Consider the following 13,771-nt stretch of genomic DNA (forward strand, 5'->3'; position numbering starts at 1 on the left):
CCAAGAATTTGAGGAATTTGCATTTTCAATTTATCTGCGGCATCCGAATTTCTTTTAAGCACGTTGAACACACGAAGCACAAATTCATTCCACTCAAACATCCATTCCTCAACCTCTCCTTCTTGAACGTTGTCGCAAGAATGGGGTAAGGCAATATTGCTTAAATCCTTTATATCTTTTAGATCCTGAGTACCAATGGTCAACCTTTGGTTATGCTTTTGGCACAGCACAGCTCCCGGTATTTGGTGCTCGGTATGCCAGTAACTAAAACCAAAGCTTTCTCTATCTTCTTCAGCGCAGTGCCGACAATACGACCAAGCAGTCTGTACGCCCAGCTTGTTAGGTTCGAATACAGCCCTGAAAGGTAATTCTTCATCCTGCTTCCAAGCCGAAAAATAACCGGAACCATGTGATAGTGCCCATAATGGCAGTGGTGAATGTTCTGTGAGAGCGAACGACTTATCGAACTCCGAACGATAAAACTTAGAAACAGCTAAAAATGCTGCATTAAAGTCGTAGCTTTTCAACTGACTCCGCGAAACACCGAGTATTCCGAGACTGGACGCCATAGTCTTTCTTCCTGATAGGATATGATATCTGGTAAACCAACTGAGCAGGTGCTCGCCATCTTTGAGGGGACAATAGAAAGGTAATCTCATTTCGACACCTTTCGAATCTCTTCAGACTCCACTGTTTTAAGTCTGCCTTTCAGCGCTTTGAGGAGCTTGTTGGCGTTGTTGGTGATCAATTCATCACGCTTGCTCATCACATAGCCTTTTAATTCTGCAAGTAATTCCTCAACTACACGCCCAGAATCGACATCTAATCTTTTTCCTTCAATTAGACATTGCAGCTCTCCTATCAGTTTAATTTTTTCTGGTGATTCAACACGTTGTGCTGTCTTAATTAAATCCCGATAAGATTCTTCATTTTCACCCTTTATCGCTTCGACTGCCTTTTTAATGAGCTGTGAACCTTGGTTAAATGCCTTGCGAAAAGCGGCTACTCCAAGCACTTCTTTTTTGCATTCTCCTTTGGCATCCGTCATAGCCATAATTTGCGCTTGGACAAACATGAAGTTCAGTATGAATAAATTCCCTCGGCTGATGTCATAAATCTCATTGAACAGTGCCTCATCAACCACATTAGTTTCATATTTCTGTTTATGTGGCAAACTCGCATCTGTTTCATGCGTTGCGACCGGCACTCTCTCAAACAATTTGGTCGGATTTTTAACGTATTGATATCGCCACAGGCTGAAAATAAGAAGTTTCCAGACACTGCTATTTTTTTCGTAACGAGTTAACTGCATGTCGCCAGCAGAAGTAAGACGACGTGAAGCAGTAAATGTCTTAGTCAAATGCTCGGTACTGTCGGGCGTTCCGACAAGAACAAGACCAACCCCGAGATCGTCTGTCAGATTGCTAAAAAAGTTCAGCAGCATGTCATCCCCCCCAGACTTCGCAACACTCAAATTTTGGAGGTCATCGATAACAAGCAAACCCAGTTTGTAAGTTTCAACTATTGTTTTGAACGTTTTATTGTATTCCTCAACTCTTTTACCCGAGGTTTTTTTTTCATAGTCTGTACCCAGATATTGGTCGACTTCATGTAGGAACCGATCGGCAAGACTCTTGCGCGATGAATCGGGCGGGATTTTAATTTTTATCCACAGAATCTGGGCCTGCCCAAGATGCTTGCCATTAAAATCGTGATGCATAAACGCCTGCGGGAAACAATCCAATACGCGGTTTATAAGCGTTGATTTACCAAATCCTGAATCCGCCGTCAGCACAAAACTTTCTCCTGATGTGCGCTTCCAGCGAGCGTCAATTTTTTGCTTATGCATCGCAACGTCATAGTGCCGTCGAACAGCGTCCACCTCGGTAACACTGCGTTTGACATAAGAGTTAAATAACATCCGCTCCATAATGACGTAGACATCATAAAAATGCTTAGTGGGTGTAACTAAGTCGAAAACGCCACACACCATTTTGCAACGCTCAGCAACTGATAGTTCACGATATTCATCTGTAAAATCAGGCCGATAGGACACCATCCGTTGGAAATCCTCTTGGCTTAATGCCTTTGGCAACGCCAGAAGAAAAGGATTGTTGTGATAGCAGCTATTTAAATCATAATTGTAGGTAGCATCGTAGTAAGTGACATTGTGATTAACACTCATTGTTCAACATCTCCTCCAGCAGTGAATTATATTCATCCTCCTCCTCTTCATCAGTTTGATAGTCAAGCACTGAAGATTCATCTTCGTGCTTCACAGGCAACACGTCAGTCGCGTCACCTGTAACGTGGTCAAGTAGAGCCTCATTTAGTCTCTCTGACTCTATTGCATCAGCTTCTTTGGCAAGCACACTTGTTGCTTGCTGACGTGTATCAAGGTTGTTTGAAATGCCGAGTTCTTTAATATCAGCTTCTTTGGCCAGCTTCGCTTTATTAACAACCCCTTGCATTTGCTGTGACAAGTTACTTTGAGAGGCCAGCACGTCATTCTGATGAACTTGCTTTACAGCGGCCCAATGATCCTTGGCTTCTTTGATCTCATCCAAACTCATATTTACAAAAATACGATGGTCCGAATGCAGCTTCGCGATGCGAAGCTTTCCCTCAAACTCAATTAAGATTCTGCTCATGTCGCTGCGTATATATCGACATTTCAGCGTCTTATGAATTTTTCCTTTTAAAACTGGTTTATCTTGAAAGCCTGATTCCCTAATAAAATCGCAACTGTAATTGATAGCATGATCTTTCAGATGCAAATGAGTTTGATGAACAGTGAGCTCTCCGACCTCTAACAAATTTAAATAGAGTTCTCGCTCATTTGGTTTGCTTAGGTAATAGCCACGATTGCGCTCTCCCCACCGCCAGTATTCACGGCAAACGGGTTTGACGCCGTCGAACATCGCCCGCTGTTCAATCGGATAATCTTCTTTCCATATTGTGCAATTGTGCTTAATCGCGTAAATAATCAGTATTTTCTTTAAGTCACATGGCGTAAGACATGCAGTGTTGACGGGAATGTTGCGGTTACGTCCCATCAATCCCTTGTATCTAAAACCGGGGATTTCTTCATTTCGCATCATTGCGTGGATCATATGAAACGAAGACTCTACAAGCCCTTTGTCATTTCCTTGATATGCGCGTGCATACAACACATTAATGTTCATGTGAGCAGTGACTGACTCACTGATTTTGTTTTGGAATTCTTCATTATCTACAAGCAGAAACAACGGGGATCCGCTCTCTTCCCAATCCTCTTTGCTGATATGCAAACCGCACTCGCGTGCATAACCGACTTTATCGCGAATCGCATGAAATAGAGCGAGCCGAGCTTCAGCCCAAGAGGCGGGGCCAATCCCGATGTGTATTCCGCAAATCGAGCGTGTGTACACATCACGAATGACATAAAGCGTTACTCTACTGATAATTACACGACGATCGTAAGGTGCGACCAGTTCGATATCGACTGGCGTGCTATCGAGCTGCCAAACATGGCCGGGTCCCAAGGCATTCGGAGCGGCATCGCCCGTTCGTCCCGCGAAGTTGAGCTTATGCTGCGAATGACCTCGCCGAATTGCTTGTATTTGTTGACGATTCAACCCAAGCACGAGGGGCAACCAGTCACGAAATTGCCATTTGCTTATGAGCTCGTTTGGCTCTTTATACACATAACGATAAGTACCATCGGACTGTAAACTTCTGCTTTCATAGTAGTATTCGTCAAGCAAGAGTTGATAACACTGCGCAATTGATTTACGACTTTTCGATACATAGTATTTTTTTGCAATACGACGAATGTAATCTTTATCTTGCTTCAGCACTGCTTTGCCATTGATACCCGTGACTTTAAATCCGTCTTGTTTTCTACCCACTTTCCGGCCACCGCCAGATTTGCTTACACTTGAGTGCCGGCCTCGGTTAGGAATGAGAGCATTTTTGTTGCGCCCGCCCCGAAAAAACAGGTTTAAATAGCGCTGTGCGTTAGATTGTGTAATACCAAGATCTGTCACAACTTTAGCCACAAGCCCGGCACCGTGTGTCGGATAAAACAATTCATCGCCTAGGGCCAGTAAATTGCTGACAATCTTGAATCGTCGGTCCCGCTCGACAGTCGACGGATAGGGCTTGCCGTCTTTGTCATAAAACAATTCCTCGGGCTGATTTTTGAATGATTCAAGCTCAATAGAGGCGGTCTCAAAAAGCCCCTCCGCAAGCTGCTGCTCAACCTCTGAAAGCTTAAACTTCGATGGTTTTCTGTTTGGAAACTGAGTCGCATTGGGACCCGAAGTTAAGTATGGCAACAAAAAAACATCACCGCGCTCTACAAATGTTTCTACAACAACCACAACTTCAGAGAACAAAACTGTTTTGCTGGCAGGTTTGGGTATCAATAAAGAGTTGCGATTAAACATGACATTCAACCCCGAGTAGGTAAGGTGAATGCTCCGGTAAAAGCGGCAACTCGGGGTCAGATTCAAGATGGCCGATCCAAAACGCATGTTGCATCAATCTGAACGATTCTTGATAGCTCACATCGTTGGAAGTAGCAGCGTTTTGGATTAAATCGGAAAGAGGCTCATGCGGTAGCAGCACCAAATAATGTGAGAAATGACTTAACCACTTCGGATAAATCTTTTCTAATTTATTGTTTAGTTTAGCCCCTTTGAGCACGCGGATTAAATTCCGATTTTGCTCGGTTTTAATTTCACTATCTAACACCAGAAGGTATTCGTAACCTTCTGAATCGCATATAGATTTCTCAAGCAGAAGTTTCTCTTGAACTCTGGGCTCCTCCATATCACGCTCTGGTTTAACACTAACAACAAGATGCCTCCCAGATCTGAGGGTACAAAAAAAATCAAAAGTGATTGCGGCGTCGAGACGTGACCACTTGTACCGTGGGTGACGGATTTGCAATGCTTTCGCAAAGCTTTTTGATTTTTCCAAGTTTACGTAGGCGTACTGCTCTTTGATGTCGCAAATTTCTGGATTTCTAAATAAATCAATTAACTTGAAGGTTTCATTGAGCGACATGCAGTGATAGCTGCTGCCCGGTGAGTTCGGATCTGCAATTCGTCCTCGGATCCCCTTCGAGCTGAAATCCTGTGTTCTGATATATGGCTTGTAGTTACCCGTGCTTAATCCACGTTCAAACTCTTGTAAATGCTGAGTTCGCAGGGCCTCGGTAACCCCAATCCTTTTTTTTCCCATACTCATAGATATAGATACTCTCTACTTCTTCGGCATATAAATGCTCCATCATTGACACCTCTCACCCCCTCGGTGAGTTAATGCATAAATAGCATTGATCAAAACGATCGAAATGTCAAATTCTCACCACGAAGGTGAGAATTTGTGATAAGGTTTAAATCCGCAGGAGGAACGAATATGAGTGAAGAAGTTACAGTTACAATCCGCACGGGCTGGACTTTTAGTAAAGCTATCGAACATCAAGAGGGCAGCGAATACAGTGTAATTCAGCTTCGAGATGTGCGAACGGATCAGTTGGACAGTATTCACTTTAGCAATCTTGCCCAGACGAATATCTCAGCAAGCAGAGAGATCCGGAGGTTGCAAAATGAGGATGTCTTGCTAATAGCAAAAGGTCCCACTAAACATGCGATCTATCTTGATGATGTACCAACGAACACCGTGGCTAACCAACATTTTTTCATTCTGACTGTGCCAGATAAAACAAAGTTGTTACCTGCTTACCTCGCGATATATTTGAACAGTAAACCAGTGCAAGATTGGTTTGCTAGGAATGGCGGCGGGAGCTACCAAAGTACGCTAACAAAAAAGACTCTGCTCAGCCTTAAGCTACCCACACACTTGACTCTGCATCAACAACAAGAGTTAGTCGACCTAAACACCAGTATCGCAAATGAAAAATACCTTTATCATTTGCTGATAAAGCAAAGACAGCAGCAACTAGATAAATTCTCGAATGTGGTGTGGGAGCAGCTTAATGACAAATAGCGATATCGAAAAACTGGTTCTGAATGCGCTTCAAAGCTATAAACACATTGGCTTTACTCATGACACTATCGTAGAAAGAGATTTATTTCTTAGTGTATTGACGTGTGCACTGATGGTTCAAACGTCGCCAGCTAACTCGAGAGTTTGGTGTTTGTTGGATGAGCTTGTGCAACCAGAACACAAAGTAGCCTCTTATGTTACTAGCGATGAACAAAGCCCGGCAATCATTAAGTTCATGCAGGATTTACAAAAACGTATATCCGCCTACGCCTCGTCGGAAAAGACTAAAAATTTGCTCAACGAAATTCGTGAGCTTTCAACGGATACATTGTTTTCAAAGTTAGATAAGACTCAAGCGATCGAACTTTACGACAGAATATTGCAACGACTTCAAGCAATGAACTCTTCAAATATCTTCAGCCGAGACTTTAACTATCAGACTTTGCCTTTCAATTTTGCGTACTTGGTGTCAAAGCTTGCAGCAGTTAAGGCCAAAGCAAGTGTCTACGACCCTTACGCGATGTTCGGTGAAGCGACGGTTGAATTTGCTCTGCAAAACGAAGAAGTACAGTTCACGACCGAGAGCGTAAATCAGTCATCCATCTACATTTATCACAAGCTACTGATCGCGGGTGCAGCATCAATCAACGCCATGAATTCGTTTTCGATGTCACCTACACCGAATATTGGCAAGCTGCATTTTGATCTTGCATTTACCTTGATCCAACCAAGCATGTCCGCAGAAATCGACGGAATGGCAACGGCTCACAAGCAGACAAAAAAACTCGCGGGTAACTTTGAAGAGGACCGCGTTCCGAAAGAGGTGTTGGTATCGCGGTATTGGGAGCACGCCCTTATACATCACATGTTGTACTCGTTAAAAGCCGATGGCAAAGCGATCGTTATAACGGGTCTGGGGCCGCTTGTGCGTCAAGCCGACTTTAAATCCCGAAAGCTTTTACTGGAAAACAATTTGATTGACGCTGTGATACAACTGCCAGCAAAGTTGATTGATTATAGAACAGTTCCTTTATTCGCAACTATTCTGAAGAAAAACCGTTTGGCATCAGAGCCGGTGAAGTTTATTGATGCCAGCAGATACTGCTACCTAGAAAATGGTATCAACAAGTTAGACAATCTGGATGAAATAGCTGCGTTGTATCACACTTCGGATGCAACCAAACCAGAACTCGTGCTAGTTACTACAAGCACTGTCATCCAGAATGAGTGCTCCTTGAATGTCGCCGCTTACGTCGCAACCTTAGATGAACATCACGAATACATAAACTTTGATGACACCATGAGTGCGCTCTCGAGACAACAGCGAATAACCAACAAGTTAATCGACAATATAAGTAAAACGCTTAACTGACGGAGGCTAAACCAAAGGCATATCAACATGCATCGTTTTGGATGCAGACTTAACTTTCAATTGTACTAATGAGTTTGAAAATACTTCAAAATCTGGCCCAATTGAAGTTTTAGGGCATTGATCATCAATGTATACCTTTAGATGAATACTTGAATAGAAATTAGTCTATTTCAAAATCTCCAATGCATTTGAACATGTATAAAAAAGGTAGGGCTCCAATACACAAATCTGTTTTAGAAACATATTCAGCCTATTCTTAGTCTCATCATCAAGATTCAAATTCGCTATTTCAAATACCCACTGCCCCACAAAATCAGCCCATTCGTCTTTGTTCTCGTAAGCAGCCGCAGCGATTAAACCAATAGCGAACAGGTGATCAGGATAAGAATTGACTTCCAAGTAGTCCCTATAGACTCTACTCAAAACCATTACCGAAGTGGCGAGTCTTGGACTTCTCACATGTGCTGAAATAATAGCCAACCCTCTGAGAATCTGGATAATTACATCTTTATTAACATTTCCTTCAAGCTGATGCTGGCAATTTTCAAGCAAAGATGCTGCTAGTTCCGCGTACTTGGAATCAACCTTACCAATCTGAACAACATTAATTAATGCGGTTAGATTTTCTAATGACGCCTCTCCTTGTAAAGCATCTTCGATTATCTTGCCTATCTCATCGGGAATACTCTTCGCATCAACATTACCTTCAAGAGCTCCTGCAAAAAAAGCACTCAATGGTAGCGATTGTTCTATATGTATTTCGCTTTGTAACTCTTGTACAAGTTCCTGATTGCCGGAGTTGGCAAGCGCTGAGTTCAATCGACCTCGGATGTCATCGAGTAACTGCTCTGATGACGCATAGTCAGGCAACCATCTAGGTTCTGTTCTAAGGTCAATCAAGCTTTGGCAGAAAAAAATTAATCCCCGCTCTTCGACAGCCCATTTATCTATGTCTTCGAAACTACGCCGCTGCTCCGTCATCACTTTGGTAATTAAAGATGCCTGCCCAAAAGCAGCCAATCTCCTATAAAAAGCTGGTTTTCCGTTGAATAATCCTAATCGAGTTAACTCACCATCTATAAAAATAAAAAGATAAATCAAACTCTTCACTTGACCATCTGAACACATTTCTGTGAGTAACTTAAGTATCTTTAAAAGATCATCTTTGTGTTCACAGGTCGGCATTAGCAGGCCTATTTCCAGACAGCAGATTAAAGAAAAAGGATTATTGGATTCAAATGCTAATCTTATAACTTCCTTGAAGCTAGGCATTCGTTGGGATTCGGCATAAATAGCTTTTGCTATTGAAGAATGTGCACAAAAAATCAAATCAAAGTGAGTAAACTCAGTACCCGAAAAATGTTTTTTAAGTTCATTTGTTGAGTAATCTAAAATATTGCGACTACTGGAATATGCGCCAACGAGTCTCTCGTAGTATCTAATGCTACTGGGGACGAGGCCCTCAATTTTACTAGAACCACGTCTTGTGTCCTCTCTAAGCATCCTTTCAATGTAAACTGGTGTAAAGTTAATATCTTCAATGACTTCGTCTACAGACACGTCATCCATATCACCACTTAATACATCGGCCAGCCTAGCGATATCCTGCTGTGATAAACGTCGCTCTTTGGAAATATCTTTGAAAATAGATAACCTAATTAATTTGTCCGGGTTTAAAGGCCAAAAAATATCACTATTAAAACAATTCCCACCGGATAGTATTTGTACTGTTCTCGGATTATTAATATTGACCGTTATCTCGGTTTTGCTACCGACTTCGTCTTCTAATATGGAAAATCCCCCTTCAGACAAAAAAGCATTTCTAACCGCATTGAAAAGCTTGGAGCGTGGTAATTCAACACCTGAATCGCCAAAGGATAGGGTGGCATCAACTGATACATCAACATCTCTGCAAAAAATCGAATCCTGAAGAATCTCGCTTCGGATGAAAGCAGGGAACATGTCAATCAAATGCCCTGCAAAATAGGATTTATCTGTGTCGAATTCATCCATGAGATAACTCCTGTAATTTTGAGATACCTTTATCTGTTGTTTGTGCAATCTGTCTTTTTAGGCTTGAGACTAAAATATTAAAGCTTGCTAAGTCATTCTCTTTTAAAGGAATGAGCACATGGTTTTCCACCCAATTTTCATATTCAGACTTCAAATTTTTATCAATATTTTCTGCGGGGACTACCAGTAACAAATTTACACGTAAAAACTCGCCGTTATAGCCAAGACCGTCTTCATGTCTAATTTCATGGCACTGAGCCCAAGATCTAAAGTCTATTAGCTCGTACAACCAATTAGACCTCGCAATCCTTTCATCAAGACTAATATCTATCGTCCATTGTCGAAAAATTGACCTAGATAGATTCCTTAAGGTTGCAAGTAGCCAATCTGCATCACGTGGTAGCTTTATAGTTCCACTAGTTTTTAATAAAGAAAGATGATCTTTTATAGCCTTTAATTCTCTATTGGGGCATATTTTATTATCTTTCACTGACGTTTTTTCAAGATGATAGTGAATCTCGCTCTCTGACATCGACACGACACAAAACCCAGAATCTCTTAGCAAACTCAGATATGAAAAGTAGCTATCGGCATCTAAAATTTCATTTTTAAATACGGTAAACAGAAGGTCCAATGTTGTATATATTTCAACATTATTTGAGCCTAATTCAATGTGTGAGTGCTTATTTACATATCTGTCATCGATCACAATAGCAGGAAAACAAACTCCCTCTTGAAACAGCTCAGAAGTAGGCGATGTTGAGAAAAAATTTTCATTATCATCTAAGCGTTCTCTAGACTTAGATAAAAAAACTTGCCCGGATCTCAGTCCATCTTCAAAAGCAGATTTTACTTTATCCAGTATTATTCCTACTTTCTTCACTGTCGCATCATAACTTCTTAGTGATTTATAACGTATACGGTCCTGATAATGAACATAAATATTAATACCTGCATTCTTAAATCTATCTAATAAGCCCATATCTAAAAGATAATCTAATGTCAGCGAGTCTAAATAGATAGCAGCTCCGTCTTCTATTTCCGGCTCTTCTGGCCATACATTACCATGTTGATTTCGTTCCAGATATCGAATAGAGCTTTGATACTCTGAATCATTCAACATAGATAGATCATTTAGTCTATTTATCAGAGCAACGCATGATATAACATTATTCTTATAGTTTGAAAGATCAACCTCTTCTGAACGAAATGAATTTATACGATGACATGGATACGAGCATACAACTAAACATTGAAATCCATGCTCTTCATTTGTCTTAGAAAGTTCAAGCAACATCGCAAGCTCGTCGCCAACATTTAATGCAAGCTTTGGTTCTTGTATAATATTAGGCTTTACAACTTGGATAAATTCATCCAGAAGTAAAGATTCAAATTCTTTTGCTTTTTCTATTTGACTGGGTTGATGGAAAGAAATTTTTTGTTTCTCTTCATATAACCAAAAGAAAAATGAATGAGGTATTATAATTTTTTCAAAATTTTTAAAAAGTAAATCTAATCGACCTATATAACCAAGAACTAAAGCACTAGACACATCAATGGCTACCGAATGATTACTAATTACTTTTTCTTTTCTGTTGTTATCAAAAGCAGCGATGACACTTTTTCTGAATGACGCTGAACTTTTAACATTTTCAAATGGTTGAATAAGGTAGAAATCAGAAAGGCTTCTATTAAGTAACTTAGCAATTGTGAAAATCGGTGCTTCATTATCTAGATATGCTTTATATATTTTTTGATTTCGGACCCGTTGTTCAGAAATGATTCTTTTCAACTCATCGAAAGACGCCGTGCGTATTGGACCATCCCCTTCCGATGATAAGGATGCGGCTCTACCAAGCCAATCAGATGACACTTCACTGCTTTCCCAGCCTAAAGACGTTGCTGTTATATAGGCAGCTGCCAACACTTCAGGATCGTCGGGAAATTTTTGCGTGGCATACTCAAGTATGTCCTTTGCTCTTTCTGGCAAAACACTTTTCGCAATATTTGCTGTTTCTACAAGTTGGTAATTTTTAAGTTTATCTTTTTCGTCCCAACGTTTCTCCACTATGCTCGCCAACGCTGACCAATTCCCACTGTAGATTTGCAGGTGAATTTCCAGTTTTTCAATATCAAGCCTGAAATCTTCAATTACTATGAGTCTATTAACCAGTTCAGAACAAGCTTTTAGCTCTCCATTTCTGAAGTGCGCCCATGCTTTGTGGATCAGTAACGGTTTGCTCTTTTCTACAATGTCGTTGTTGTCCAGCAGAAACTGGTCAAGTTCAGAAAATCTCCCGGTTTTTGAATATGCATTAGCAAGTTCAATTGCATCTGACTCAGCTTTAGTATGACTCCATAGTTCACTTGCATAGTTCAGATATTCATCATTCAGCCCTGACGTAGACAACAAACTAACCAATCTACTCAAATCACTGATGCTACTAGATTCTTTGTACTGAGCGATTACTAACGCAACTGGATTTTCGCCTCTTTTAGCCGCTACTATGTTTTTGATGCGCTTTTTCTGTTCCTCATCAATCGAACAATCATCGAGTAGTAATTTTTCAGCTTCATCTACTAGACCTGAACCAGCAAGGGCCTCAATTTCAAACATTTTGACCCAATCAGAACCGACAGCATACTCAATAGATTCCCTATGGCTTCGGATATACACTAATGCGCTGGTAAAGCTCTCTTTTTTATGAGCAAGCACAAATCTTGCGATACCAATATCTGTATTTTCAACACCATATAAGGCAGAAAGCTTGTTCAACTCAATCTCAATTTTTGTGAAATCAAGATTCACACGGAAAGCATGAGCAAAAGGCAGGTACTTGAGAGCAGTTATCGAAACATCAGAAAAATGCTCAAGTAATTCGTCATATGCTTCTGCTTGTGTATCAGTTGTTCTGAGCCTTAGCCACAGTGCATATTTATCTGAAAGTATACTTATTTCGTCCGCTGAAAACGATTTTGCAAGGGAAGAACTTAAGCTAAAGAGATCTATAGCCTTTAACCTATGCTGCACAGATTGCTGATCGTCCGCCAGAGGAAATAACTCTGCTGCAAAAGGAATATTTTGTAGAACAACCTCTTTTAAATCTTCAACATTAATTGAGTTACATAAACAAGCAAAGGCCGCCATATGGGCTAGGGCAACAGATTTGATTTCCTTGTGATTGCCAAGCAGTTCTACTTCTTCTAATACTCGTTGCCATTGTTTTGTATTCAGTAAAGCAGATATCAGTGATTGCTGACCGTCTGAATCTAGCGAAGTGATCGTTAGACCTGAATTAAGCAACCAAGTGATCGCATCATTATCTCCATGATAATGACGTTTAATTATAAAAGTTGCAGATAAATTTAATGGAGTAAGATTATTCAGGAGTGTTTGAATTGCTTCTGAGATGTTGCCTCTCGCACTAGCTAAAAAAGCATCTGCAACAAGTAACTCGTCCGTACTAGCTAGTCTTCTAGATTCAGATATATATGAATTACATAGTTCAATATCATCATGGCAGATATATCGTCCCAGTAAAGCTAACGCTTTAGCCTTTATATTTCGAGAGCCACCTCTTAACTCGCCAGTCAAAATCATCTCGGCTAGCTCAATAACTTTGCTGCATTTGGGATAACTACCAAAAAATCTTAGAGCAGTAATTTCATTTAGCCGCTGTAATATTTTTTCATCTTGACCATTTGGAACTGTAATTCCATTATCGAGCAATGCTTCAACAACTTCAGATGCTGTTTGTTTGGAGAAGTCATTTATGTCTGATATCGCGGATTTTTCTGCTGCTATCTGCCTTACTTGCATCCATCTCTCAAACATAAACACAATGACACCGATAATTACCAATCCCCACCCTGTCAGATGATCTGTTGGAAAAACTGGGACTTTTAGATCAGGGTAGAAATCCTGCTGTTCTAGAGCAAAATTTGCTATTGAGACCCACCATGCAGGGGTGAGATTTACAATGCCAGCCGATATAAGAGGCCATACAACAATCTTTATTGGTGATGGTCTAAAGAATGACCATAGATTATCAATAGTTTTATTTAACAGATCGTGCCCTTTATTCTTTTCCAATTGGCTCTTCCTTATGGCACAAAAACAAGATTACATGACTTAATGTCTCATTATCTGGTTTGAAATTCAAAGTCACTGATTTAGATAAGGTGTAACGATTAAATTCCCAAATCTAGTTAAAACTTAATTATAGGATTTGGCTGGGACGTTCTGATTAACAAGCCAACCATCCAAACCAACGAAATCGAAATATTTTGAGGAAAATAAAAGCAAATAATAAAGTGAAAAATAATGTTTAAAAACATATAGTTGAACCTATTTTCAGTTTATCATGCCCATTTGTGAAAGGCTATTTT

General features: G+C 40.4%; 8 protein-coding genes. 2 read left to right on the forward strand and 6 right to left on the reverse strand.

Annotation, left to right across the window (positions count from 1 at the left end; all coding sequences use genetic code 11):
* The 4 genes from LSG37_RS17930 to LSG37_RS17945 all read right to left on the reverse strand — a co-directional run.
* Positions 1-659: TniQ family protein (locus LSG37_RS17930; RefSeq protein WP_233081176.1), on the reverse strand; the 659-nt coding region annotated here is incomplete at its 3' end.
* Positions 656-2,185, reverse strand: a complete 1,530-nt coding sequence (locus LSG37_RS17935; RefSeq protein ID WP_233081177.1) for an ATP-binding protein — start codon at positions 2,183-2,185, stop codon at positions 656-658. The genes LSG37_RS17930 and LSG37_RS17935, both read right to left, overlap by 4 nt.
* Positions 2,175-4,430, reverse strand: a complete 2,256-nt coding sequence (locus LSG37_RS17940; RefSeq protein ID WP_233081178.1) for a TnsB C-terminal domain-containing protein — start codon at positions 4,428-4,430, stop codon at positions 2,175-2,177. Before LSG37_RS17940 ends, LSG37_RS17935 begins: the two co-directional genes overlap by 11 nt.
* The gene (locus tag LSG37_RS17945) at positions 4,423-5,235 is read right to left on the reverse strand and encodes a TnsA endonuclease N-terminal domain-containing protein (RefSeq protein WP_233081179.1); all 813 of its coding nucleotides are present in this window, start codon (positions 5,233-5,235) and stop codon (positions 4,423-4,425) included. The genes LSG37_RS17940 and LSG37_RS17945 overlap by 8 nt, the downstream gene beginning before the upstream one ends.
* Before the next feature lie 171 nt (positions 5,236-5,406).
* Between LSG37_RS17945 and LSG37_RS17950 the strand changes: the two genes are divergently transcribed.
* Both LSG37_RS17950 and LSG37_RS17955 read left to right on the forward strand, forming a co-directional pair.
* Positions 5,407-5,997, forward strand: coding sequence for a restriction endonuclease subunit S (locus tag LSG37_RS17950; RefSeq protein WP_233081180.1), 591 nt, complete (start codon positions 5,407-5,409; stop codon positions 5,995-5,997).
* The gene (locus LSG37_RS17955) at positions 5,987-7,369 is read left to right on the forward strand and encodes an N-6 DNA methylase (protein ID WP_233081181.1); all 1,383 of its coding nucleotides are present in this window, start codon (positions 5,987-5,989) and stop codon (positions 7,367-7,369) included. The genes LSG37_RS17950 and LSG37_RS17955 overlap by 11 nt, the downstream gene beginning before the upstream one ends.
* 165 nt (positions 7,370-7,534) lie before the next feature.
* Here LSG37_RS17955 and LSG37_RS17960 read toward each other — a convergent pair whose 3' ends face one another.
* Positions 7,535-9,382, reverse strand: a complete 1,848-nt coding sequence (locus LSG37_RS17960) for a hypothetical protein (protein WP_233081182.1) — start codon at positions 9,380-9,382, stop codon at positions 7,535-7,537.
* Positions 9,375-13,475 (reverse strand): HTH domain-containing protein, encoded by a 4,101-nt coding sequence (locus tag LSG37_RS17965; RefSeq protein ID WP_233081183.1) that lies wholly within the window; start codon positions 13,473-13,475, stop codon positions 9,375-9,377. Before LSG37_RS17965 ends, LSG37_RS17960 begins: the two co-directional genes overlap by 8 nt.
* Positions 13,476-13,771 lie beyond the last annotated feature (296 nt).

The sequence above is a fragment of the Rheinheimera soli genome (assembly GCF_021290985.1).
Taxonomy (GTDB): domain Bacteria; phylum Pseudomonadota; class Gammaproteobacteria; order Enterobacterales; family Alteromonadaceae; genus Pararheinheimera; species Pararheinheimera soli.